We start from the raw sequence: 26,019 nt of genomic DNA, 5'->3' as shown, positions 1-26,019 counted from the left end.
CTTGTCCTGTAACCTTTTTTCTTTCCTGTGTTTTTGCGAGAAATCTGATGTAGAAATAATTTGTTATTAAGAAAATCACTTATGAATATTGGTATTTTAGGGCTGGGATTAATTGGCGGGTCATTAGGTTTGGATTTGCGATCGCATGGGCATCGTATTATCGGTGTTAGCCGTCGTGCTTCCACCTGTCAGGCAGCTATGGCTATTGGCAGTGTTGATGAAGCATCGGTGAACCTGAATATACTGGCAAGTGCAGAAGTGGTATTTATTTGCACGCCTCTAGGGCTTATTGTGCCCACAGTTGAGCAATTGATAACTTTTCTACCTCCGACTACTGTTGTAACAGATGTTGGTTCAGTAAAATCACCGATAGTTAAAGTAGCTTCTTCACTATGGCATAACTTTGTGGGCGGTCATCCAATGGCAGGAACCGCCGAAAGTGGTATTGAAGCAGCTTTGCGAAATTTGTTTGTCAATAGACCTTATGTATTAACGCCAACACCAGCAACACCAAAATCAGCCATCACAATTGTTGAGGGATTGGTTCAAGAATTAGGGTCAAATCTTTATTATTGTGCCCCTGAACAACACGATAATGCTGTCAGTTGGATTTCCCATTTACCTGTGATGGTGAGCGCTGCTCTCATTGCTGCATGTATGGGTGAAGGTGATGCTGACGTGTTGCAACTAGCGCAAAGTTTAGCCAGTTCAGGGTTTAAAGATACCAGTCGCATTGGTGGTGGTAATCCGGAATTAGGGGTGATGATGGCAAAATATAATCGTGATGCTTTATTAAGGTCGCTACAAGGATACAGAAATAATTTGGATACAATAATTGATTTAATCGAGCAAGAAAATTGGCATCATCTCACAGAAATATTCCAAAAAAATCAATTAAATCGCCCTAATTTTATCAAAGACTAATTCCAGCAGCAAACCCACCCCACAGTTGCAGGTAGATTCCACAATCTTTACTCATGAATCTCTACGGGTGTTCCTAAAATACTTAAATTGAGTACATGTCCTCCCGTAACTAGGTAAACAGCTGCCGATATTACACCTAATTTTCGGACTAAAGTGCCCAAGCGATCGCGAAACTTACGACCAATGGGATAAGCAGGTACAACTCCCCAACCCGTCTCTTCGGCGACAATTATGATATCGGCTGCAACTAACTCCACCGTCTCCAAAAAGTTTTCTACTGTTTGTTCCCAATCAGTATCTTCTTTTTCGAGAAAATTGGCGACCCAAGTACCTAAAGAATCCACCAAAATACAGACATCTGGTTTCAAATTCGCAAGTGTCATCGATAAAGCTGTAGGAACTTCCAATATTACCCAATTGGACGGACGGCGTAGTTGATGTTTTTGGATACGTTGTTGCCATTCTGAATCTGTGGGGTCTTGCAATGCTGTTGCCACATATACAACAGTTTTTTGAGACTGTAAAGCGAGATTTTCAGCCCATTCGCTTTTCCCGGAACTGGCAGGACCAGTAACTAATATGACTTTACCCACAGCTTTTACCTAGGATATTGAATTTAAGGTGGTTGTAATTTATAACTGATTATTTGTTGTACGGATAGAAATTTTACCCCGAAATAATTTTAAATAGATAAAATTACTAGAAACATCCATAACTAGGGATCAATCAGCTTGCCATACCTGGCGATCGCTTTTCATCCTGATTGTTCCTCCTATTGATACTTTTAAGTTGATTTGCCTTATTTAACCAGCACAGCACATATTTGTGGATAAATCATGGATAAATCTATGAAACCAAGCATTAGACGGATTGAGACAACTCTCCAAAATTTAGGCAACCGTAGCATTACATCTGAAGAGTCGCCAGGCTTTAGTCGAGCGCCCCTATCTTTTCAGATTCAGACTTCTCCAGATCAGGAAACTAGAAATCCCCCTGTAGATGTAACTTCCCCTCCAGAAGTCACCCCAGCCAAGACTCCAGAAAATATACCAGAAGATATATTAACTCGACATGATTCAGTACAGGCATTTAAGACTGATGACAGTGAGGGCAAAACACCAAATTTACCTAAATTTAAAATTCCCAACTTTACCAGCCACCACAACGTCGCCAATCCCGCATTAGCTAGTAATTTACTTCAAGAAATTCAACAAATTGTGACTGGATGGCAAGTCGAATTACAAACAATTCTTAGACAAATCCAAGATATTTATCTTGAAGGTCCCATTGTCAATGGTTGGTTAGAATCGCAAATCCCAGAACCAAAAACCGAAAAACCAACGGAAGCACCTCCTGCGGGAACTGCAACCCTGCGTCATGCAGAAGTTGACCAGTTAATGAATTATGTAGAAGCAATTTGTGCCACACAAAATCAAAATACAGCCACCAATCCACCCAAAAGTAAACACCAGAAAGAAACACTACGCACCGGCTATCGTTTATGTGGCTTAGATGCTGCCGGGAAAATGTGGAGCCGTCCCTGTCCTCCAGAACAGGTAGCAGGTGTGAGCATGGCGATCGCACGATATCAGAAATTGCGGATATATTTAACCCGCAAACAAGAATTAGAAAATCATCTGGCTCAATTATCAGAAACCCTGATCATGCTGCACGCACATCTCCAATCTCAGCAAAATCTCCATAAAGCTTAAAGATTTCAAGACTTTTTCCGCGAATACTCGGTTGGTATATGGGAAGTTTTTGGTATAAATTAGCTCCAGAGTCGGCTAAATATTTGATAGTTAATGGTTAATAGTTAATCGGTAATGGTTCATTGTCATTGGTCAGTGATTCATCAAGAGTCATCAACTACAATCCTGTCAACAATAACCAAATACCTCAAATAACTAACAACTAAATAACTAACAACCAACAAAATCCTAAATTCCCTATGCCAGATACGCTAATCTCTGCCATTATCTGCACTCACAACCGAGACACCTACTTAGGTGCTGCTATTGATAGCTTACTCGCCCAAAAAGGCAACGTTAGTTTTGAAGTAGTAGTAGTAGACAATGGATCAAGCGATCGCACTCGTGAAGTCGTCGAACAGCGACTTGCCGATTCCCGTCTCAAGTATGTTTTTGAACCAGTTCTCGGTCTTTCAGTTGCCCGCAATACTGGTGCAAAAGTTGCAAGTGGGCAAATTTTTGCTTATCTAGACGATGATGCCGAAGCAAGTGAAGTTTGGTTACAAACCCTGTACTCGACATTTGCGGCTAACTCCAAATTAGCGATCGCTGGTGGAAAGGTCACGTTACTATATCCTCAAGGTATCCAAGCACCCAGGTGGTTAACCCCCAGTTTGTCATCTAATTTAGGTGCATACGACTTGGGTAATAGTATTGTCTATATTGACAACCCAGGTTTAACACCAAGAGGATTAAATTATGCAATTCGTCGCAGTTTCTGGGAAGAAATTGGCGGATTTGACACCAATCTTGGTCGTATTGGCAAAAACTTACTATCAAACGAAGAATTACAAATGACCGAACTCGCATTATCGCGAGGCTGGCAAGTTGCATATATTCCTGATGCCGTGGTAGCACACAATGTATCACCGGAAAGACTGCAACGCAGTTGGTTCTTCAGTCGCGGTTGGTGGCAAGGCATTAGCGAGTGCTATCGCGAACAGTTGGCAGGAAGAGCGGGCATTGGACAGTTACAGCGCGGTGGTGAACGGTTGGTGCGTGGGTTGTATAAATCATTACAATATATTTCTGACCCAGCTATAAGCTTTGACAATTTAGTGTATGCCTATGGTCAGATTGGTTATTTAAACGCCGCTATTCAGGGTCTTCTATTTGCAAAAAAGAATAGTTAATGGGCAAGAGCAAAGAGTTAATTGTTAATTCGTGATTAATTGACATCACCATTATTAACCTAAAAGCGAATCAATATTAACCATTAACAACTATCCAATAAACACTAACCCCAAAGGAATTCATCGATTACCCAGTTTGGGAAGTATTCCTGTAGCCCTGATTCACCAATTAACACATCACAATTAATAAATTATGTCTAGTAAAATACCTGTTTCTGTTATCATTCCAGCCAAAAATGAAGAAGCGAATTTACCTGCTTGTCTAGCTAGCGTTCAACGTGCAGACGAAGTATTTGTTGTCGATTCCCAAAGTACCGATCAAAGTGCCGAAATAGTGAAAAACTATGGTGCAAACCTTGTCCAATTTCACTTTAACGGACGCTGGCCCAAAAAGAAAAATTGGTCATTAGAAAATTTACCATTCCGCAATGAATGGATATTGATTGTTGATTGTGACGAACGGATTACTCCCGAACTTTGGGATGAAATCGCTGAAGCAATTCAAAATTCTGAACATGAAGGTTATTATCTTAACCGTCGTGTATTTTTCTTAGGTAAATGGATTCGCCACGGTGGCAAATATCCTGATTGGAACTTGCGTTTATTCAAGCACAAACTCGGTCGTTACGAAAACTTAAATACCGAAGATATTCGCAATACAGGTGATAATGAAGTTCACGAACATGTCATCTTACCTGGTAAAGTTGGCTACCTCAAAAATGACATGTTGCATGAAGATTTCCGCGATCTATTCCACTGGTTAGAGCGTCATAACCGCTACTCAAACTGGGAAGCCCGCGTCTATTACAATATTCTCACTGGTCAAGATAATGATGGTACTATCGGTGCCAGTTTATTTGGTGATGCAGTTCAGCGTAAGCGCTTTTTGAAGAAAATCTGGGTCAGATTACCCTTTAAACCATTCTTGCGTTTTGTCTTATTTTATATTATTCAACGTGGTTTTCTGGATGGAAAAGCTGGATATACTTATGGGCGTTTATTGAGTCAATATGAATATCAAATCGGCGTAAAATTGTACGAATTACGCAGTTGTAATGGACAGTTAAATACTGCAAAAAAGACGGAAAAGACCCAACAAAAATTTAATCAAGAAGCCAGACAAACAGCAGTCTAGCACGTGAAGGCAGAAGTAAGAAGGCAGAAGGCAGAAGGAATAAAACTTCTAAAATAAGCTTTTTGTTACTTTAGAATGGTTGGTTTATTTACTCCATACTGTACTAGTTTTGTTCCTGAACAATAAGATTCCTGACTTCTCCAAAAGTCGGGAATCCTAAATTTTTGCAATTGTTTTACCAATAAAGAAATCAAATTTTATTATTAATGTTTATAATTACATCTGATGATTAGCGAACCTATAGATAATTTAAATACCGAAAATCACTTGCATCGTCACATGAATGCAGAATCATTTATGGATTTAAGCAAATATGACCAATCTTGGTATGATCGAGGAAAACCAACTTGGTTTGTGTTGTTGTGGTGGTTTGTCCAAGCTGTGACATTCCCTTTAACTTTACATCCTTTGAATGGTTTGCGTTGTGGGATACTGCGTCTTTTTGGTGCCCACATCGGTAAAAAAGTTTTAATCAGACCAACAGCCAGATTTACCTATCCCTGGAAAGTAACAATCGGTGATTATAGTTGGATTGGTGATAATGTGGTTTTTTATAGCCTTGACCAAATAAATATTGGTAATAATTGCGTCATTTCCCAAAAAAGCTATTTGTGTACTGGTAGTCATGACCTCAAAGACCCAGCATTTGGCTTACAAACAGCCAAAATAGATATTCAAGATGGTGTGTGGATTGCAGCCGATTGTTTTGTTGCCCCTGGAGTTACTATTGGTGCAAATACGGTTATTGGCGCTCGCAGTAGTGTTTTTGCTGACATGCCACCCGGACAGGTTTGCCGGGGTACTCCCTGTCGCCCCAAGTATGCGAGAGTGGCTAGCAAATAAATTTTACTAATCACTGGTATCTGTATCCTAAACTCTCACGTGCTTGCCACAAGATACTGGAGTAAGGTGTATTAGCAAGGAGATTACAGGACATTTATAAGAGCTTGGTGCTTTACAAACAGCCTTCTAATGTATCCTAATGGTGTATCTAAGCTAATTTTATGTATTAGTAATCTTTTGTAGAACGGGCAAGATGTCCGTTCTAATTAGCGAGCAAGATGCCCGCACCACAAAAAAAATTTGCAAAATTTTAGCCTTGCCACGCCACTACAACATCTAATTTGTTCAAAATTCAAACAGTTAATTCGATGGCTGCTTTCTGGTTTGTTATATACTGAGTTTAAAGGCACGTTTTTAAACAATTTTTTACAATCCTCACATCTGACAATATATTTTTACTTGTTTTAAAATTTATTTTGCAATTTATTGTATTAAGTTGTACTTGTATAATCATTGCCTGATATGGCAGCATCACATAAATAACTATCCTATCCGCATGAGGCAGGTAAAAACTGATGGAACGAGTGTTTTTACTCATCAATGTACATACTGCCTGTTGATATTAGTGGATTGAAAAAATTTGTATCCCAGGGTGAGATTAATGGTTAAATATAATCGAAATGAAACAGTTCGTATCAATGCACGAAAAACCGATGTATTTGATATTTTCAATTTCAAACACTATGCTGGAGCAAACCCATATTTAAGTGCAGGGGCTTTGGTCTTTGATTTTGCGATTACAGATGAACGGGAAGCTTTACCATTAGGAGATTACTTAGAACAAGTATGTCAATACTTCCCAGATTTACGTAATGATACTTATGAATCTCACGCCCAATTATTTGCCCATACCGCTTCCAAAATGGGAAAATTAGAGATGGATTTACATTTAGATAAATTGAGTGTAAAACCGGGTGCTGAAAAGTCTACAATTGCGATTCAATCACTTCACGAACGTACAACTCGTACAGTTATTTATTTTGTCTGGGATTGGTTTGAAGCAATTACTCAAAACGAAGATATTGTTTTTGATGAACAATTAACCGTATTACAAAATCGTTTTCGACAGTCAGTATATGGTGGTCCTACAGTTTATGCTTTGTGGCGAACCGCAGAGAAAAAAGGGATTCCCGTCTTTTACTTGTGGGAAGAAGGACTGACTCAATATGGCTTTGGTAAAAATCATATTCGGGGAATTGCGACAACTTTTGACTGTGATAGTCACGTTGACTCTGACTTTACAACCCGCAAAGATGACTGCAAAGCATTTTTAAAGTCATTGGGTTTTCCAGTTCCCGAAGGTGAAATTGTCAAAAGCGATCGCGAAGCGTTAGCAGTCGCCAGAGAAATTGGTTATCCGATCGCAATTAAACCCGTTGTTGGTCACAAAGGTATTGGCGTAACAGCAGATATAAGTTCTCCCAGAGAATTAGAATTAGCTTATAGTCGTGCAGTTGCAGCAATTCCAGAGAACCAACCAATTAGAATAATTGTTGAAAAAAGTATCAAAGGTAGTGACTTCCGTTTACTCTGCGTGAATGGGCAATTTGTTGCTGCTACCGAACGTCGCCCTGCCTCAGTTATCGGCGATGGTTACTCGACTATTAATGAACTTATCCGTGAGGAAAATCGCCAACCCGCACGTCGCGACACTCCCACCTCAGCAATGAGTAAAATTCAATGTGATGAAGCAATGAAACTTTACTTGGAAGAGCAAGGTTTATCATTGGATAGCGTTATTGAAAAAGACGAAAAAATTTATCTTCGCAAAGTCGCGAATCTTTCCGCCGGAGGTGTCAGCATTGACGCAACTAGTACCATACACCCCGATAATATTATTTTGGCACAGGATATTGATCAATATTTTCGCTTGACTTGCTTAGGGATTGATGTCATCACAGAAAGTCTGGAGAAGTCTTGGAAAGAAGGTAATTTTGCCATTTTAGAAATCAATGCCGCACCCGGAATTTTAATGCATTTGAATCCTGCTATGGGCGACAGCGTTGATGTACCTTCACATATTTTAAATACTTTTTTTGAGTCCGGGGATGCTGCGAGAATTCCGATAATTACATTTAATCAAATATCCGTCCAGGAATTGCAAGAAACTATAGATCATATTCTTTCGCAAAACCCTGATTGGACTATTGGAGCAGTATGTCGCAAGGGAGTTTTTATCAATCGGTCAGAAAAAGTTTTGAGTCCAGATTACAACAATAATGTCCAAAATTTATTGAGAAATCCCAATCTTGATTTATTAATTACCGAGTATAACGAAGATATTTTGGAAAAAGATGGCATGTTTTACTACGGTAGTAACATGGTAGTTTTAGATAATCCCACTGATACTGAAATGATGTTAGCGCGGGATATTTTGGAAAATGCAACATTAATTGTGAGAAAATCACACAACATTACAATCCACCGTCAAGGTTTGCTTGAAGAGTATTCCTTAGGAGAAAATGAACCATTTACAAGGGTTTATTTAAAGAAAATCAATACGATTATGTAATTTTGTTCACGTTAATTACTAAATAAACATCCCCGATTTCCGAGAAAGAGTTGGGGATGGCTAAAATAATGTAGTTCAATGTTATGAATTATATGCAATCCCATGAATTTGCATGTAACTCAATAACCAATTAGCAGCAGTTGCTCTCCGGGTTTGTCGAGGTCCAAATTCGCCAATTTTGTAGCCTTTAAAACCTAGTTTTTGCTTGAGTGATTGTTTATTTTCTTCAGGAATCGAACGAGTTAATTTCATGGCTGCGGGACGACTATCAAAAAAATCTGGTGGTTCTGGATATTCATCGCGCCATTCGCTGATAACTGCCGATGTATCCCACTGTTTTTGGGTTTCATTGTAGCGATATCCAAGATAATGCCATACCAACTGGTTAACTGTCGCATCATCAATTGTTTCATTTAAAATTGCCCAAAGCGTATCAGTATTCAAAGGCGGTAAATCTGTCATAAACTACTTTACTTAACAATCAACTCAACAATAAAATGAAATTCACAACACCATTCCATTAGTGACAATAATTGATGAATATTGGATGAGCTTCCAAACATAAGCATAATTTTATTTTTCTACATCACAGCTATTTACCACATAATTCAAAGCTGATTAAGACTGATGCGGGGGACGCAGAGAACTGTTAATCGTGAGTGATTTGACAGGAATGATATGACTTTGAAACTGGGAGACGCGGCGACATGGTGATTATTTTTTATACTAATTCCCAAGTCATCTTGCAATTATGCAACGCCAAATAATCAAAGAGACGCTGTTTATTGCGTCTCTAGTAAAAAATATCAGAAAAGTTGAATTGAAATTTGGAATTGTACTGATTTTACCGAGCAATCCAAGATATTAAAATTCAAACTTACAATTTCGTACGGTCTGTCAAAATTTCATACCCACTTTCTGTCACCAATACAGTATGCTCAAACTGTGCAGAAAGGGAATTATCAACTGTTACCGCAGTCCATCGGTCTGATAGAGTACGTGTAAATTTAGACCCCGCATTTAAAATTGGCTCGATCGCCAGTGTCATGCCCGATCGCAATTTGACATTGGGCATTTCGCGAGTACGGAAGTTAAATACGGATGGTTCTTCGTGTAAATTACGACCAACTCCATGTCCGGTGAAGTCTTCGACAATACTGAAGCCGTTACCTTTGACATGGTCTTCAATTGCCCCCGCAATATCAAGCAGATAAGCGCCTGCTTTCACTTGTTCAATACCTTTGAACAAAGCTTCCTCGGCAACGCGGATTAACTTTGCGGCATCGGCTGTGACTTCACCAACTGCGATCGTAATGCAGGAATCTCCGTGAAAACCCTGAAAAAAAGCTCCAGTATCAACTTTCAATACATCTCCAGCCCGAATAACTTTCTTAGGACTGGGAATACCATGTACAACTTCGTTGTTAATACTCGAACAAATGGAGCCAGTAAAGCCGTGATATCCCTTGAAACTAGGTGTAGCACCCATTTCCCGAATACGTTTTTCGGCATAAGCATCCAAGTCTGCTGTTGTCATCCCTGGCTGTACCAGTTCAGAAATTTCTTTGAGGACGGTTGCCACAATTTTGGCAGATTGTCGCATGATATCAATTTCGCGGGGCGACTTAATTTCTATACCTCGTCGCTGTCTTTTGGAACTGGGTTGAGCTGGTTGAGAAAGCAGGTTGCTTAAGATGTTCATGGGATATTAATAATTATTGACTTTTTGTCGCAGAGAGGATGTTTGCTGGCTTTTAGTTAATTGAAAGTTAATTGAAGAACAATATCATCTATATTAAAGTTAACTTATTTTGCGGCTGCTGCCTGACAATTCTGGTAAAGTCTGTTTAAGCAAATAGTACAAGAATGCCAAAATTTTTGAGAAGAAAGGCTTTTAGCAAGAATTTTAGACTGCTTGATTCTCAGTCACATCCTCCTACAAAATGAAATTCTATCTCCAGAGAAATCTAGTTTGACTATTCCATTATTTCACTGCAATTTCACCTGTCATTCCAGCTTCGGCATGTCCAGGTATAGTACAGCGTAAGCTATATTTTCCTGGTTTAAGTGATAAAAATACCCATTCCGCCTCTGCGCCAGGTTTTAGTTCGAGTTCGTGAATTGCACCTTTGATTTCAACTTTACCTGCCTCAACTTTCTGCGTCCACATCCCATCAGCGAAGTCTTTTGCAGTAAAGTAGTGCTTTTGCGGACTGGGATTCAGAAGATGTAAATTGTAGCGTTTTCCCGACACAAAATCCAGGTGATTTGGCTCAAATTTAAGTTCGTTGGCTGAATTCCCTAAATTCACCTTCACTTCAATTGCTGTTTGTTTGAGCAAGCTTGTGGGTACAGTCGCGTATGCGGCGGGGACATAACTCCAAATACATGCTAGTGAAGCAAATATCAAGCAGATATACAGTAATAGGCGATTCAATAACTTCCTATTTAAGAGTTTCACATGGAAAATATTAGCAACAGATAGCAACACGATAGTTCCCCCTTTACCCTCAAATTCGGACTGAGCCATTCCCAATCAGCCCTGACTACTTTAAAGTACCTTGCCCAGCAACAACAGCAGGACCAGCTGTAACTACTACAATTTTATCTGGATTCAGTAATTCACGAGCTACTTGATTTACTTGGGAGAGTGTAATCGCATCAATTTTTTTAGTGAAGCTACTTAATTCGCGGGAATCAAAACCATATACCTCGTTCATGAGAATTTTGTGGGTGAGTTCTTCAGGATTTGCCAGGGAAACAATATAGTTACTAATTAATGTGCGTTTAGCAGCTTCAACTTCTTCTTGAGTGACACCTTTGTGATTCATCTCTTCCAGTAAGCTACGAGTGCTGGCGATCGCTTTATTGGCATCTCCGGGGCTAGTTTGCATTTCAATCAAAAATGTGCCGTAATTCCTACCAGCGAGGAAATTACTGTAAATTCCATAGGTTAAGCCCTGGCGATCGCGTACTTCTGCCCCTAAGCGACTCGATAGGGTGTCGCCACCCAAAATTTGATTCAATACCAAAGCTGAGTAGTAACGGGAGTCGGAACGATTTATTGCCTTACTTCCCATGTAAATAATTGCTTGTACTTTTCCTGGTAACACCGAATTCACCCGCACCAGGCTATCGGGATTGGTTACTGAAGGATAACTTATACAAGGAGCTTTGCCTTCTTGTTTCCAGTCGCCAAATTCTGCTTGAATGAGCGATCGTACCTTTGCTCGGTCAAAATCCCCCACTATTGCTATTATCATCCGATCCGGACGGTAGTGTTGGGCTTTAAAATCAATTACATCTTGACGGGAAATTCGGCGCAAACTTTCCTTAGTGGGAAACTTATGCAACGGGTGTGTTTTCGGATAAATAGACTGTATGAATGCTCTTCTGGCAACTTCCGCAGGGTCATCTAATTCCTGAATAAGTGCAGTTAATGCCTGTTTGCGACTTAATTCTAGTTCTTTTTTAGGAAAGACTGGATTTTTAATTGCATCAGCTAAAGTATGCAGTAATACAGGTAAATCGGCTGCTAAACTATCACCTTCGATTTTTACCCCTTCCCGCACAGCATTAAACTCTAAATTGGCACCCCTTTCTTCCAAGGCTTTGGCAAGGGATAGTACATCTTTTGTTTTAGTACCGCTTAATAAATTGTCAGCGACTAATTCCGCCAACCCAGCTTTAGCATCACTATCAAATTCTGAACCCGCTTGGAGATAAGCACTTAATGTCACCGTTGGCGTACTTTTATCATCTAAAAGTAAAATTCGCAGCCCGTTCGCCAAAGTCATAGATTCTGGCAAAATCTGAGGTGGAGAAGCTTGTTGGGAAACTGCTTCAATCTGGGGTAAATACTTAAATGCGTCAGTAGTATCTGAAGCTGCACCAGAAATAAAACTTTCGTGGGTTTGATTTAACTTGTTTTTGCCACTACCTTTTGATGTAATTGGTGCTTGAGTTGGCTGGAAATAACCCACTACACGTGATTCCAATTTCAGGTACTGTTTGGCAACACGCTGCACATCTTCAGAAGTCACTTGACGGAGATTTTCTAAGTAATGATTGATATAATTATGGTCGCCCGTAACTATCTCATCGTTAGCCAGTTGCATTGCTTGGCTGGTAATGTCGCGATTACCTAAAATTACTGAAGCTTCAAATTGTGCTTTTGCCCGTTTGATCTCGTCAGTAGTAACACCCTTCTGAGCCAGTTTGGCAATTTCTTGAGCAATAATCTCATCTATTTTTTTTAAGTCTTGTTTCGGGGCTGCCGTTACGGATAATTCATACCAGCCAAAATCGATTAAACTAGCAACCGAACCACTAACATCATTGGCAATACCAGAATCCACTAAGGCTTGATATAGACGCGAATTACGCCCTTCTGACAAAATATAATCCATGACATCCAATGCCGGGGAATCTGGATGCTTAATATCCGGTAAGGGATAAACAGTTTGCAAAATCGCTGCGGCTCCAGGTTCTTGAAGAATTATTGGGCTTTTGCGGTTTGGGGAAATCTGTGCCAAACTTTGGAGGGATTGCTGCGTAATTGAGAATTGTTGACTATTAGTCTTTTTTTGCTCCTGTTTAGCTAACTTGCCAAATTTCTCTTTTACCTCTTGAATGACTGCATCAGTTTGAAAATCTCCAACTATTGTTAAAACAGCATTATTGGGATTGTAAAAATTATTATAGTATTTACGTACTTGCTCAACTGTAAACTTTTCAACATCATCTTTGGTACCACCGACAGGTAATCCATAGGGATGATACGGAAAAATTGCTCGCATTACCGCACGGTTGAGGCGGTACTCAGGATCATTCTCGTAACCCTGTAATTCTGAAATCACAACTCGCTTTTCACTAACCAACTGTTCTGCATCGATTAGCGAGTTTTGCATTCTGTCTGCTTCTAATTCGATCAAAGCGTTCAATTTCTCACGCTCGACGGTTCCATAGTAAGCTGTTTGATCGTAACTGGTGAAAGCATTGGAGTCGCTACCCAAAGCACTAAACAAGCGCCCAAACTGAATCGGACGGCTAGTAGTACCTTTGAACATCATATGTTCGAGTTGATGAGCAATGCCATTTACGCCTGCCTCTTCGTTGCGTGAACCAATTTTATACCATACCTGTACTGTCACTACTGGTGCTGTATGAACTTCTTTGGTGATTACTGTCAGACCATTTTCCAGCACTATTTTGCGGACAGTGTCATTCATTGGTTGAGCGAGCGTTTTATTTGTAACTGATTCCTTACGCAAAATTACTTTATTAGATATATTTGTGAGTTGGCTATAAGCGGAATAATCATTGACTAGCAATATAATAGCCAGCCAAAGACTGAGAAAAAATAATGGAAATCTATATCGATATAGTCTAGCAAACACAGACATGCTTTTTAGTATCTCATCTGTAAATTTATTTACATGATTTTTTGCTGAATATAGTGTAATCCCTCTCAGTAATCTGTTGCCTCGGCAACACTACAGATAAGATTATTCTACAGAGGAATTAAACAAAGAATCTGGCTGGAGAAAATTAATTGGGGAATTAGCAGGTAAGTCAGGAAAATCAAGCCTAAGATTGGTATTACCTCGCAAAAGCCTCTAAATTGGCTACAGCAATAATTATGGGTGAACACTTGCATATATTTTTGATGTATTTATTTTCGCTCATACACTTATTAGCTGTAGAACAGGTTCGAGAGTATTTATGAGAGCTTTTGTAAAGTAAATATTAAGCATAGTCGTGCAGGGAGAAACCTGGTTTCTCACCAAAAATTTAAGATGATGCTCGATACTTAAGTCCAAGAAACCTGATTTCTTTGGTCTTAAGATTTACTTTATACATAGCCTATGGAGCAAAGTCAAAAATAAGATTTACAATTGACTAACTAGCGACACACAATCGGGCTGTGCGAACTGAACTTATGCAATAACCCAGGATGGAGCTTGGCAAAGAAGGAATTACTTTGCTGATAAGTAATTCTGGGAATAGTGATAGATGAAAGCAAATTTTATGAGTTTGATAATTTCCCGCTAACACGGATAAACTCTAAAGGCAAACCATCTGCATCGGCAATAAAAGTCACCTCATAGATAGTATTACCGATTTGTTGCTGTGTTGGTTCTAAAAGAATCTTCAGTGGTAGTAAGCCATTCTGATTATTTTGAGAAACTACTGCAAAACTTTCCTGTAAAGAAGACAACCAGCTAGGTAAATCGGAAACGAGTTCAGTTAAATCGAATGACAAATGATAATACCCTACATAGTGTTCATCTGCAAACCCATCGGGTGCAGGTTTTGGTTCGGGTATGTGGATGAGTTCAATTCTGCCGTTTAATCCCTCCATCCAACAAGCCAGGGTATAGCCAGTTGTGAAGCGTTCGATGACTGTAAAACCCAATTGCTCGTAAAATGCGATCGCACGATGAATGTTGGCTGTTCGGATCGAAGCGTGGTGCATAAAATTGGAGAGTTGAGAATCGTTGAGAGGTGATGTGGGAATATTAGGAACTAGGGGACAGTGTACGGGGGATGAGATATGAATTACCTCTCCCCCTTGGAGACTTTGACGCTCTTCCCTCCCCCACTCTGCCTGATTTCACCACATTTCCTACTCAAAAAGCCGAAAATAGGGATACCTTACAGGTACTCCAGGTTCTTTATCTAAATCAAAATTAATCACTTCCCAGCAACCATCCTCAGCCGCTTCAGGGCTAAACTCCACTGGTAAGCCGTACAGTCGCGCGGATGTCCCCTCCGATTGTCCGGAGCGCCAAGGGGTACTCCGTTCCAAATATCCACTCATTAACTCCTGGTAGCGTCGAGCAATAATAACTCGCGTTGCGCGATAACCTTGAGTATAAAGTTTATCAAGAGCTTCGTGAATTTCAAACCTAATACCATCGGGATGTGTATGCTGGCGATACCACTCACTATCCCATCTGCGCCAATGTCGTCCCGATTGAAGATGAATTAACTCTCCTGATTTGGGATTGGCTTCAAATGCTCCATGTCTAGGGCATAAATATGTATCAGTTAGTGTCAGCGCCGGGATAGTTTGGCGGCAGTGGGGACACTGAATTTCGGGACCAAAGATTGGGTACTGCAAGGCTGAATTCATCATGAAGTGCATTTAAACATATCTTTTAATAAAACATCAGTAAAATAGTTACATTTTACACTTTTTATTTTAAACTTTTGATAAATTGCATTAGCTTAACTACTGATTAAGGTATTCACCAAAACATTTTATTATTTTTTAAGTTATCCAATTTAGCTGATGTGCAAGATGTACAAAAGTTGATATTGGCTGCGAACTGATAGATTTGTGTAAAGTGGTGCTTCCAGATTGTTTATTTTTAGTTGGGAATTTTTAGTTTAAAGTTTCCTAACAAAAAAGTAAATTTATTGCTCATAAATATTTATCATGATCAGAAAAATTATGTTAGCAAAACAGTAGTTTGTAGTAACTCTGATTTAGCAGTTGACATATCGAGTTTACATTTCATCATTTTCGCTTGGCTGCTGTCGTCATGATATCCTGGTTTTGCAACTAGGCTACACAGTTGGTTTATTTGGTTTATTCAATAATTTTTGGGTTCTACACTCATATTCTATCGTGTCTACATCTTCCTATTGGTCGCCTTGCGACATTTCTCAAGCTGCTTTTGTGGCAGATAGCGCCGATTTAATTGGTTCTGTAAAGATTTCCCCAGGTGTCAGTATTTGGTATGGTGCAGTTGTACGTGGGGATGTGGAAAGAATTGAAATTGGTGAATGTACCAATATCCAAGATGGTGCAATTTTACATGGCGACCCTGGTAAGCCGACAATCTTAGAAGATTACGTTACTATTGGGCATCGTGCGGTTATTCATTCAGCACATATCGAACGCGGTTGTTTGATTGGTATTGGTGCAATTGTTTTAGATGGGGTAAGAGTCGGGAGCGGTAGTATTATTGGCGCTGGAGCCGTTGTGACTAAAGATGTACCACCCCTATCACTAGTTATTGGCATTCCCGCTAAAGTAGTGCGCCAAGTTTCCTGGGAAGAAGCCACAGAATTAATTGAACATGCCAAACGTTACCAAAAATTAGGTTTAGTTCATGCTGGCAAAGGCTCAGATTTGGGATTTGCTGAGTAATTGAGGGTGGAGTGGGAAGTTTTTGATTCTTCATACCTCCTTTCCCAGGGCTTTATTTTCCAAATTGTAAACATTCTTTACAAAAAAGCTTGGAAAAAATCACCACTTTAGCTAAAAATAAAATGAGAAGAATTGACAAAACTTAAATCTTTACTTAACAGAGGGGTTCTTGATATGGATATTGATTTTCGCGTGGCGATTGTGCTAGCTCCAATTGCAGTAGCTGCTGGTTGGGCTGTATTCAACATTGGTGCGGCGGCATTACGTCAAGCTCAAGGTTTTTTAAACAGAGACGCTTAAACCCAAATTTAGAACGCTAAGTTATTAATTAAAATTTAACCGACTGTTTCCCTTACAAGTAAACAGTCGGTTTTATTCTGTGATTGTTTTTACAGGAAAATGCCCAATTCCCACTCCTCCTTGCCAACTTATGAATATCGAGTCAATCCTCCAGCCCTTTCAACGCTTCGGTGTACATTTAGGCTGCGATCGCATTTACAAACTGTTACAAAATCTCGGTAATCCCCACCTTCAGGTGCCGATAATTCACGTGGCTGGTACAAATGGTAAGGGTTCAGTATGTGCTTATCTTTCGTCTGTGCTTACAGAAGCGGGCTATCGTACTGGACGTTATACTTCACCTCATTTAGTCGATTGGACGGAACGTATCAGCCTGAATGAGAAGCCAATTACGGAGGAAGTATTCTGTCAATTATTATTGCAAGTGCAACAGGCAATTGAACCCAATGAAGAATCACCGACACAATTTGAAGTAATTACCGCCGCCGCTTGGCTATATTTTGCTCAACAAGAGGTTGATATTGCCGTCATAGAAGTGGGCTTGGGAGGACGTTTAGATGCCACTAACGTTTGCCCACAGCCTTTAGTATCAGTAGTTACATCAATTAGTCGTGAACATTGGCAACAGCTTGGTTCTACCGTCACTAAGATTGCTGGAGAGAAAGCTGGAATTATCAAAGCGGGATGTCCTGTGATGATGGGACAATTACCACCGGATGCGGAACAAGTCGTATTCGCCAGGGCTACAGAACTGGATTGTCAAATTTTTCAACCACAAGCAGCCGCAAAAATTACTAATTTAGTTGATAATTTAGTGCCAATGGCAGAATATAAATCAATTTTTAGCCCAGAAAAAACAATTACATATCCCTTGGCGTTAGCAGGACAAATTCAGTTAGCAAATTCAGCTTTAGCCCTAGCAACTTTAGAAGTTTTACAGCATCAAGGCTGGAGTCAGATAACAGAAACAGCCATGATTCAAGGTATGGGTAAAACTAAATGGTGGGGGAGAATGCAATGGGTTAATTGGAAAAATAAAGATATTCATCAAGATATTCATCAAGAAAAAACCTATAAATTATTACTTGATGGTGCCCATAATCCGGCGGCGGCAAAAGTTCTGAGAGAATATGTAGATTCGCTCAACATTAAATCAGTTAGTTGGGTAATAGGAATGCTATCAACAAAGGAGCATGACAAGGTATTTGCAGAATTGCTGAGAGATGGCGATCGCTTATATATATTACCTGTTCCAGACCACAGTACAGCTACACCTGAAGAATTGGCAATTTTGGCGCAAAAAATCTGTCCAAATTTAAGTTTTTGTCAAATATATTCTAATTTAAGTTCAGCAATTGATGCAGCTTTTTCTGTGCCAGATTTGGATTATTTTATCTCGGAAAATGCAAATGTAAGTCAGCCGAAGAATTTAGTAGTTTTGTGTGGCTCACTATATTTAATTGGTTATTTTTTAAGGAGTTTTAATTACAGTTAATAAATTGGTTACGAACAATGATAAATTCCATAATCTCCAATCGAAACCAAATTTATCCTCGACTACAACTAGATATTAGTTTCCAGGACTTAATCACTAGTATTATGTCTTTTTGTCGGAGTTTGGATATCAATGAGAGTCTGACTAGAATTACCTCTTTTTTCCCAAGAGATAAAGGAATTGTAGTTACATTTTCTGTGAGAACTGCATTTGATTTACTATTACAATCATTAAAATTTCCTTCTGACTCGGAAGTCTTAATGAGTGCAATCAATATTCAAAATATGGTGGAAATTATCAAACTCAATGGGTTAATTCCGGTTCCTGTTGATATTTCCCTGAAAGGTTGTGAACCATCATTAGAATTATTAGAGAAACTGGTTTCTAAAAAAACAAAAATTCTTCTGATTGCCCACTTATTTGGTACTATTATTGATTTGCAACCCTATGTAGAATTTTGCCAAAAATATAATTTGATTCTGATTGAGGATTGCGCTCAAGCATTTGCTGGAAGGAAATACTATGGACATCCGCAAGCAGATGTCAGTTTTTTTAGTTTTGGTGCCATAAAATCATCTACTGCTTTGGGTGGAGGAGTGGCAGTATTCAAAGATAGAAAGCAAGCTGAGAAAATAGAATATTTGCAGCAGCACTATCCACAAAAGAGTGAGTTATGGTTTTTTGTGCGAGTTGGGAAATTTATATTACTAAAAATACTCTCAATTCCTAGGATTTATTACCTGTTACTTCAGATATTACAGATATTCAAAAAAGATTTAGATTCAACAATTAATGCAACGACACGAGGTTTTTCTCAAGGGAATTTACTGACTAAATTACGTTATCAACCTCCCCGTCATTTAATCTGGTTTCTTGCATATAGATTGAGTAAATGTGAAAATTTTTCGGCTCGCATTAAAACTGCTGAAAATTTTCTTGCCATCATCAAAACAAATATTAAAAATATGAAAATTCCCGGAATTGACGCAAATTACCATTCTTATTGGTTATTTCCCATTCTTGTCGCCAAGCCAGAATCTCTGATGGTAAAATTGCGATCGCACAATTTTGATGTCACTAGAGGAACTACTAGTTTGACAGTTCCAGAAGCTGCTGCAAATCATTCTAGCCATTTACAAATTGAAAATGCTCAGTATTTGATGAAACATGTTCTCTTTTTACCAGTATCTCATCAAGTTCCTAGCACGGAGTTAGAGCGATTGGCTAATGTATTAGCTAGGGAATTAAATACAGATGATACCAATTTCTAATTCGCAATCAACAACTACCATCATCAAATTACCACTTCAAAAATGCCGCATCAATTCCTGATTCACGGCGAATTTTACTATCTTTTTCAAACCAGGCTATAATTTGTTGGGCAGTTAAGTCTTCAACTTTAACATCGTACTCTTTCGCTATATGAGTTAATACTCGTAAAGAGGAAATAGTTATCCTTGTGAGAAATTTCTCAGGAGATGAAAGCAACGCCGCATCAACTTTTGCTGATTCTTCTGCTGTTAAAAATTGTGTTCCTGGTTGTTGCGGTGGCAAGTCCATAATCAATCAAGATAAATACTTAGTAAATGAAAATTTGCAGATGATTGGCAAACCAATCAAGACTATCAAGTATAGCCAATCCGTAACAGCTATGACTAATTAATCTGTCACCATAACCTAAACTGAAATTTAGTCAAGAAACTTAATAATTAATTTTCCTGTTTTCGTAACATTGCAACCAAACCCTAGCGGGAACGCACTAAATAGCCACAACGGTGTTCACCATTAATCATCCAATGGGTACGTTCTACCGTGCAATCGGGCAAAACAGCAGCAAACATTTCCAATTCGTGTCCGCAAACACTAGGGAAAGACTCTGCCACATTAGATATTGCACAATTATGCTCGGCGATGATAAACCGACGCTCGCGTAAATCCCCCTCACCCACTTCGACTGGGTGACATTCCGTCATATATCCTTCAGCTTTTCGCAATTCTACAAGTACAGCTAAACGTTGGACAAGGGAACCATCGCCAACCCGATCGCGATATTCTAGAGCTTTACGCTCCCATTGCTTTTGCAATATTGTTCCTACCTGTTCCCGTCCCACTGTTTCCGTTAAGGTGTCCAACAGCGATACCGCAAAATTCCCATAGCCTTGCCTTGGTTGCAAGCGATCGCGTCCCAATTGGCTTAACTTATATATAAGCTGGGGACGACCCATCCCATTCTGTACTGATGACGAATTGACAATCAGTTCCTCCGCCTCCAAATCCTTGAGATGGCGACGAATCGCTTGGGGACTAATTTCTAGCGTCTCGGCTAACTCTAGAGCCGATGCTTGTCCATGTTTCCAAAGATATTCTAAAATATCTTCCTTCGTTGAGGTCTGCTGCGTCGTTTGCATCTTCGCCCCAAATAATTTTCAAAAATAACTGCGGAAAAATTGACTTTGACAACAATATTGTTGTTAATCTAGCGTAAAATAAAGATAACTTAAACAACACATCTGTTGTTTTATTGCCTAAAACTATTCTAACAGCCGTTTGCACGGTTTGAAATTACTGTAACAATTGGCGAGAAGCGCCTCAAAAGCCTGTCTCCCATTCTTAAAGAGAATCCTAAAGAGAGAACGCGAGAAACCACTGATGAGTTCTACAGTTAAAACCCTAGTCAATCAACCTTACAAGTACGGCTTTGTCACCGACATCGAGGCTGATACTATACCTCGTGGGTTAAGCGAAGATATTGTTCGTCTCATCTCCGCTAAAAAGAACGAGCCGCAATTTATGCTGGAGTTTCGCCTGCGGGCATATCGCCAGTGGCTCAAAATGACCGAGCCAGATTGGTCTGGTTTAAATTATCCGGCGATCGACTATCAAAATATTATCTATTACTCTGCCCCTAAGCAAAGTAAGAAAAAATTAAACAGCTTGGACGAAGTCGATCCGACTTTACTGGAAACCTTTGAGAAGCTGGGTATTCCGCTCACGGAACAGAAGCGACTCGCCAATGTTGCAGTTGATGCTATTTTCGATAGCGTTTCCGTCGCCACCACATTTAAGGAAAAGCTAGCCAAAGATGGTGTGATTTTCTGCTCGATTTCTGAAGCCCTTCAAGAACATCCGCAATTGATTGAGAAGTATTTGGGTAGTGTTGTTCCCATTGCTGATAACTACTTTGCGGCTTTAAATGCGGCTGTATTTAGTGATGGTTCATTTGTGTATATTCCCAAGGGTGTGAAGTGCCCGATGGAACTATCTACCTATTTCCGGATTAATAACGGTGACACTGGACAATTTGAGCGGACTTTAATTATTGCTGAAGAAGGTAGTTATGTTTCCTACCTGGAAGGTTGTACAGCACCAATGTATGACAGTAACCAGTTACATGCTGCGGTTGTGGAACTCGTTGCCTTAGATAATGCTGAAATTAAATACTCTACGGTACAAAATTGGTACGCGGGAGATGTCAACGGCAAGGGTGGTATTTACAATTTTGTGACTAAACGTGGTTTGTGTCAGGGTGTCAACTCGAAAATTTCCTGGACGCAGGTAGAAACTGGTTCGGCAATTACTTGGAAGTATCCTAGCTGTGTTTTAGTTGGTGACAATTCCGTAGGCGAATTTTACTCGGTGGCGCTAACTAATAATATGCAGCAAGCGGACACCGGCACAAAAATGATTCACGTTGGCAAGAATACCCGCAGCACGATTATTTCTAAGGGTATTTCCGCAGGTAATTCGAGTAATAGCTACCGTGGTTTAGTGAAGGTGAATCCGACGGCGAAGGGTGCTAGAAACTATTCACAGTGCGACTCAATGCTAATTGGGGATAATGCCCACGCGAATACATTTCCTTATATTCAAGTACAAAATAATACCGCTAAAGTGGAACACGAAGCTTCGACATCGAAAATAGGGGAAGATCAATTATTTTTCTTTAGCCAACGGGGTATTTCCGCCGAAGATGCCGTATCCATGATGATTAGCGGTTTCTGTAAGGATGTATTCAACCAGTTACCGATGGAGTTTGCTGTTGAGGCTGATAAGTTATTGAGTTTGAAACTTGAAGGTAGCGTTGGCTAGAAAGTTGCCCCAAGTCGCCAAGTTGCACAGCTTTTCTGAGTATCTGAGTGTCTTAGCCTCAGACACAGCATCTTGGGCAACGAACTGCAAAGTGAAGAAAGTCAAGAAAGAAGCAAGAAAAAATCAAGATGATTATTGAAAATAGCGAAGTATTGCTGTCGGTGCGTGATTTGACAGCAAGTGTTGAGGGAACACCAATTTTAAAAGGTTTGAATCTTGAAGTCAAAGCCGGCGAGATTCATGCGATTATGGGACCAAATGGTTCGGGGAAAAGCACTTTCTCCAAGGTTTTGGCTGGACATCCGGCTTATGAAGTCACTGGTGGTGAGGTAATTTTCCAAGGACAGAATTTATTGGAGATGGCAGCAGAGGATAGAGCCAGAAGTGGTGTATTTTTGGCTTTTCAGTATCCTTTGGAAATTCCTGGGGTAAGTAATTTAGACTTTTTGCGGGTTGCTTATAACTCGAAACGGAAAGCGCAAGGTTTGGAGGAATTGGAACCTTTTGATTTTGAGGATTTGGTTTACGAAAAGCTGGATGTGGTGAAAATGGACTCGGCTTTTTTAAACCGTAGTGTGAATGAAGGTTTTTCGGGTGGCGAGAAAAAGCGGAATGAAATTCTGCAAATGGCTTTACTAGAACCGAAAGTGGCAATTTTGGATGAGACGGATTCGGGTTTGGATATTGACGCACTGAAAATTGTGGCGGGTGGTGTCAATCAGTTGGCGAATCCCCAAAATGCCACAATTATGATTACCCACTATCAGCGCTTGCTGAATTATATTGTCCCTGACTATGTTCACGTTATGGCACGTGGACGCATCCTCATTTCTGGCGGCAAGGAATTAGCGCTAGAGTTGGAAGAGCGTGGTTATGACTGGATTTTGGAACAATTTGCTGAAACTGTGGGAGTTTAGTTGTGATGGTACAAGTTTCCCCCAGCCCAATTCCCAATTCTAATGTCGCGAGTCTCATGTCTACTCTCTTGGATAGGGATAGCTATTTAACGGGGTTGTTGAATACTGTAGAGACGCAAAATGTCACGTTGCCACCTAGTTGGTTGCAGGATGTGAAAAAAACCGCAGCCAATTGGGTGCGTCATTCGACTTTACCTAACAACCACGATGAAGAATGGCGTTTTACAGATTTATCGGCATTAAAAAAGATCAATTTCACTATTGCAACTGCGAATGTAGAGACATTAGAGGTAGCTTCACTACCGGAAACAGCAAATAGCCGTTTGGTATTTGTGAACGGCATTTACGAACCGAAATTATCATCAGTATCAAGTTTACCAACAGGGATTTTAGTTACTAATTTATCTAATTTGCCTGCGGAATATACAGAGAAAACTAAAGAGTATCTCGCGCAAGCAGAGGGTGCATTAGAAGTATTTACAGCCTTAAACACCGCGATCGCAGCAGATGCGGCAGTAATTTGGGTTTCTAAGAATGTTATTGTTGACACAGTTATCCATTTAGTATTTATCAGTGCTGGTGAAAATCCGGTAATTTCCCAGCCTCGCTGTTTACTTGTGGCGGAAACTGGCTCACAAGTCAGTTTTGTGGAGGAATTTGTCGCTGGTAGCACAGGTACTTATTTCGCTAATGCTGTCACGGAAATCTGGATTGCAGAAAATGCCAGCGTCAACCATACTCGACTGCAAAACGACTCCACAGAAGCATTCCACATCGGCAAAACAGCCGTTACCCAAGCACGCTATAGTCGCTATACTTGTAATGCGATCGCACTTGGTGCCAAGTTATCCCGCCACAACTTAGAAATTCTTCAAACTGGCGAACAAACAGAAACAACCCTCAACGGGTTAGCGATGATTAAAGGCGAACAAACTGCGGATATGCATAGTGCGATCGCGTTAAATTATCCTTATGGTGTTAGTAACCAGTTACAAAAAAATATTGTTGGCGATAAGGCACATGCCATCTTTAACGGTAAGGTATTCGTACCTAAACCAGCCCAAGAAACCAATGCTGCCCAATTAAATCGGAATTTACTCCTTTCTTCTAAAGCGCGGGTTGACACGAAACCCCAACTGGAAATTACCGCAGACAATGTTAAATGCGCCCATGGTGCTACCGTCAGCCAATTAGAAGATGATGAAATTTTCTACCTGCAAAGTCGCGGTATCAACCAAGAAGATTCCCGCAATTTGTTAATTTATGCCTTCGCCACCGAAATAATTAACAATATTCCCGTTAATTCTCTACGGGAAAATTTGCTGAAGATTGTCAAACAGTTTTAATTGCTATTGGTTAGTAGTTAGTGGTTAATAGTTAATCGGGAATCGGGGAATCAAAAATTCCTCATGCTTAACTCCTAACTCCTAACTTCTAACTCCTAACTCCTAACTTTGAAATTATGCATATCACCCACCAACAAAGCATTGCTCAAAAAGTTCGCAAGGACTTCCCTATTCTCAACCAGGAAGTGAATGGGAAACCGCTAATTTACCTCGATAGCGCCGCCACATCGCACAAACCCCGATTTGTCCTCGATACTTGGCGTGACTATTACGAAAACTATAACTCCAACGTTCATCGTGGCGCACACACCCTCAGCAGTAAAGCTACCGATGCTTACGAAGGTGCGAGGGATAAAATTGCCGCATTTATTAATGCTAATTCCCGCAATGAAATCATCTATACCCGCAACGCTACGGAAGCGATTAATTTAGTTGCCTATAGCTGGGCAATGAATAATTTACAGCCAGGAGATGAAGTTATTCTCTCGGTGATGGAACACCATAGTAATTTAGTACCCTGGCAATTCGTTGCGGCAAAAACAGGTGCGGTACTCAAACATGTGGAATTAACTCCCGAAGAGGGCTTTGATTTTGCACACTTTCAAAAGTTACTTTCCAATCAAACAAAATTAGTATCTGTAGTTCATATTTCTAATACCTTAGGTTGCATCAATCCAGTCGAAGAAATTTGTCAACTTGCCCATAAATACGGGGCAAAAGTATTGATAGACGCTTGCCAAAGTGTACCTCATATGCCTATCGATGTCCAAGCTATAGATTGCGATTGGCTTGTAGCTTCGGGACATAAAATGTGCGCTCCCACTGGGATTGGTTTTTTATATGGGAAAGAAGAAATTTTGCAGGCAATGCCACCATTTTTAGGTGGTGGTGAAATGATTTCTGAGGTATACTTAGACCATTCCACCTATGCCGAATTACCCCACAAATTTGAAGCCGGAACACCAGCAATTGGAGAAGCGATCGCTTTAGGGGCAGCAGTAGATTATTTAACTAAACTGGGGATGGATCAAATTCATGCCTACGAAGCCGAATTAACAGCTTACTTATTCCAAGAATTAGAAGCAATTCCCAACATTACCATATATGGGACTAAGCCCAATGCTAATGGCTTTGGACGTGCGGCATTAGCTTCTTTTAATGCAGGTGAAATTCATCCTAATGATTTATCAGCATTATTAGATCAAGAAGGTGTAGCAATTCGTTCTGGACATCATTGTACACAACCATTACACCGCTACTTAAATTTACCTGGCACAGCCAGGGCGAGTTTATCTTTCTACAATACTACTGAAGAAATAGACGGATTTATCAAAGCATTAAAAGATACAATTGATTTCTTTGCTAGTATTTTGGACTAGATCAAAAATTGCAGTCAAAAATTTAAATTCAGAT

General features: G+C 39.9%; 23 protein-coding genes. 14 read left to right on the top strand and 9 right to left on the bottom strand.

What is annotated here, in order from left to right; translation table 11 throughout:
• Positions 1-81 precede the first annotated feature (81 nt).
• Complete coding sequence (locus VB733_RS23295) at positions 82-924, top strand: prephenate/arogenate dehydrogenase (protein WP_323342435.1); 843 nt, start codon at positions 82-84, stop codon at positions 922-924.
• Positions 925-971: 47 nt separating this feature from the next.
• Here VB733_RS23295 and cobU read toward each other — a convergent pair whose 3' ends face one another.
• On the bottom strand, positions 972-1,517 hold the full coding sequence (cobU, locus tag VB733_RS23290) for a bifunctional adenosylcobinamide kinase/adenosylcobinamide-phosphate guanylyltransferase (protein ID WP_323342434.1): 546 nt from the start codon (positions 1,515-1,517) through the stop codon (positions 972-974).
• Between the two features lie 255 nt (positions 1,518-1,772).
• Between cobU and VB733_RS23285 the strand changes: the two genes are divergently transcribed.
• The 5 genes from VB733_RS23285 (at position 1,773) to VB733_RS23265 (ending at position 8,298) form a co-directional block, all read left to right on the top strand.
• Complete coding sequence (locus VB733_RS23285; RefSeq protein WP_323342433.1) at positions 1,773-2,636, top strand: hypothetical protein; 864 nt, start codon at positions 1,773-1,775, stop codon at positions 2,634-2,636.
• 239 nt (positions 2,637-2,875) lie between these two features.
• Positions 2,876-3,808 carry a glycosyltransferase family 2 protein gene (locus VB733_RS23280; RefSeq protein WP_323342432.1) on the top strand — a complete coding sequence of 311 codons (933 nt, stop codon included), beginning with the start codon at positions 2,876-2,878 and terminating at the stop codon, positions 3,806-3,808.
• Between the two features lie 193 nt (positions 3,809-4,001).
• The gene (locus VB733_RS23275) at positions 4,002-4,943 is read left to right on the top strand and encodes a glycosyltransferase family 2 protein (protein WP_323342431.1); all 942 of its coding nucleotides are present in this window, start codon (positions 4,002-4,004) and stop codon (positions 4,941-4,943) included.
• Between the two features lie 279 nt (positions 4,944-5,222).
• Positions 5,223-5,786, top strand: coding sequence for a hormogonium polysaccharide biosynthesis acetyltransferase HpsU (gene hpsU / locus VB733_RS23270; RefSeq protein ID WP_323342446.1), 564 nt, complete (start codon positions 5,223-5,225; stop codon positions 5,784-5,786).
• Positions 5,787-6,387: 601 nt separating this feature from the next.
• Complete coding sequence (locus tag VB733_RS23265) at positions 6,388-8,298, top strand: acetate--CoA ligase family protein (protein WP_323342430.1); 1,911 nt, start codon at positions 6,388-6,390, stop codon at positions 8,296-8,298.
• Positions 8,299-8,379: 81 nt separating this feature from the next.
• On the opposite strand, the gene VB733_RS23260 is transcribed toward VB733_RS23265, so the two are convergent.
• From VB733_RS23260 to VB733_RS23235, 6 genes are all read right to left on the bottom strand, one after another.
• Entirely contained in the window at positions 8,380-8,760 is a 381-nt protein-coding gene (locus tag VB733_RS23260; RefSeq protein WP_323342429.1) for a DUF1823 family protein, read from the bottom strand.
• Positions 8,761-9,175: 415 nt separating this feature from the next.
• Positions 9,176-10,000 (bottom strand): type I methionyl aminopeptidase, encoded by an 825-nt coding sequence (map, locus tag VB733_RS23255; protein ID WP_323342428.1) that lies wholly within the window; start codon positions 9,998-10,000, stop codon positions 9,176-9,178.
• Positions 10,001-10,282: 282 nt separating this feature from the next.
• Positions 10,283-10,828, bottom strand: a complete 546-nt coding sequence (locus VB733_RS23250; protein ID WP_323342427.1) for a plastocyanin/azurin family copper-binding protein — start codon at positions 10,826-10,828, stop codon at positions 10,283-10,285.
• A gap of 16 nt (positions 10,829-10,844) precedes the next feature.
• Positions 10,845-13,703, bottom strand: a complete 2,859-nt coding sequence (locus tag VB733_RS23245; protein WP_323342426.1) for a pitrilysin family protein — start codon at positions 13,701-13,703, stop codon at positions 10,845-10,847.
• 623 nt (positions 13,704-14,326) lie between these two features.
• Positions 14,327-14,776, bottom strand: a complete 450-nt coding sequence (locus tag VB733_RS23240; RefSeq protein WP_323342425.1) for a VOC family protein — start codon at positions 14,774-14,776, stop codon at positions 14,327-14,329.
• A gap of 150 nt (positions 14,777-14,926) precedes the next feature.
• Complete coding sequence (locus tag VB733_RS23235) at positions 14,927-15,439, bottom strand: TIGR02652 family protein (RefSeq protein ID WP_323342424.1); 513 nt, start codon at positions 15,437-15,439, stop codon at positions 14,927-14,929.
• Positions 15,440-15,934: 495 nt separating this feature from the next.
• Here VB733_RS23235 and VB733_RS23230 point away from each other — a divergent pair, with 495 nt between their 5' ends.
• The 4 genes from VB733_RS23230 (at position 15,935) to VB733_RS23215 (ending at position 19,525) form a co-directional block, all read left to right on the top strand.
• The gene (locus VB733_RS23230) at positions 15,935-16,459 is read left to right on the top strand and encodes a gamma carbonic anhydrase family protein (RefSeq protein ID WP_323342423.1); all 525 of its coding nucleotides are present in this window, start codon (positions 15,935-15,937) and stop codon (positions 16,457-16,459) included.
• 174 nt (positions 16,460-16,633) lie between these two features.
• The gene (locus tag VB733_RS23225; RefSeq protein ID WP_096609922.1) at positions 16,634-16,759 is read left to right on the top strand and encodes a photosystem II protein Y; all 126 of its coding nucleotides are present in this window, start codon (positions 16,634-16,636) and stop codon (positions 16,757-16,759) included.
• Positions 16,760-16,889: 130 nt separating this feature from the next.
• Entirely contained in the window at positions 16,890-18,254 is a 1,365-nt protein-coding gene (locus VB733_RS23220) for a folylpolyglutamate synthase/dihydrofolate synthase family protein (protein ID WP_323342422.1), read from the top strand.
• A gap of 17 nt (positions 18,255-18,271) precedes the next feature.
• Entirely contained in the window at positions 18,272-19,525 is a 1,254-nt protein-coding gene (locus VB733_RS23215) for an aminotransferase class V-fold PLP-dependent enzyme (protein WP_323342421.1), read from the top strand.
• 28 nt (positions 19,526-19,553) lie between these two features.
• Here VB733_RS23215 and VB733_RS23210 read toward each other — a convergent pair whose 3' ends face one another.
• Both VB733_RS23210 and sufR read right to left on the bottom strand, forming a co-directional pair.
• Positions 19,554-19,814, bottom strand: coding sequence for a hypothetical protein (locus tag VB733_RS23210; RefSeq protein WP_323342420.1), 261 nt, complete (start codon positions 19,812-19,814; stop codon positions 19,554-19,556).
• Positions 19,815-19,999: 185 nt separating this feature from the next.
• On the bottom strand, positions 20,000-20,662 hold the full coding sequence (gene sufR, locus VB733_RS23205; protein WP_323342419.1) for an iron-sulfur cluster biosynthesis transcriptional regulator SufR: 663 nt from the start codon (positions 20,660-20,662) through the stop codon (positions 20,000-20,002).
• Between the two features lie 241 nt (positions 20,663-20,903).
• Between sufR and sufB the strand changes: the two genes are divergently transcribed.
• The 4 genes from sufB (at position 20,904) to VB733_RS23185 (ending at position 25,985) form a co-directional block, all read left to right on the top strand.
• The gene (gene sufB, locus VB733_RS23200; protein WP_323342418.1) at positions 20,904-22,343 is read left to right on the top strand and encodes a Fe-S cluster assembly protein SufB; all 1,440 of its coding nucleotides are present in this window, start codon (positions 20,904-20,906) and stop codon (positions 22,341-22,343) included.
• Positions 22,344-22,471: 128 nt separating this feature from the next.
• Positions 22,472-23,260 (top strand): Fe-S cluster assembly ATPase SufC, encoded by a 789-nt coding sequence (gene sufC, locus VB733_RS23195; protein WP_323342417.1) that lies wholly within the window; start codon positions 22,472-22,474, stop codon positions 23,258-23,260.
• A 2-nt stretch (positions 23,261-23,262) separates the two neighbouring features.
• Positions 23,263-24,606 carry a Fe-S cluster assembly protein SufD gene (sufD, locus tag VB733_RS23190; RefSeq protein WP_323342416.1) on the top strand — a complete coding sequence of 448 codons (1,344 nt, stop codon included), beginning with the start codon at positions 23,263-23,265 and terminating at the stop codon, positions 24,604-24,606.
• Positions 24,607-24,722: 116 nt separating this feature from the next.
• On the top strand, positions 24,723-25,985 hold the full coding sequence (locus VB733_RS23185) for a SufS family cysteine desulfurase (protein WP_323342415.1): 1,263 nt from the start codon (positions 24,723-24,725) through the stop codon (positions 25,983-25,985).
• Positions 25,986-26,019 lie beyond the last annotated feature (34 nt).

The organism is Calothrix sp. UHCC 0171, from assembly GCF_034931845.1.
Taxonomy (GTDB): Bacteria; Cyanobacteriota; Cyanobacteriia; order Cyanobacteriales; family Nostocaceae; genus Brunnivagina.
Note: the sequence above shows the minus strand (reverse complement) of the source record. Positions and strands in the feature narration are given on the sequence as shown.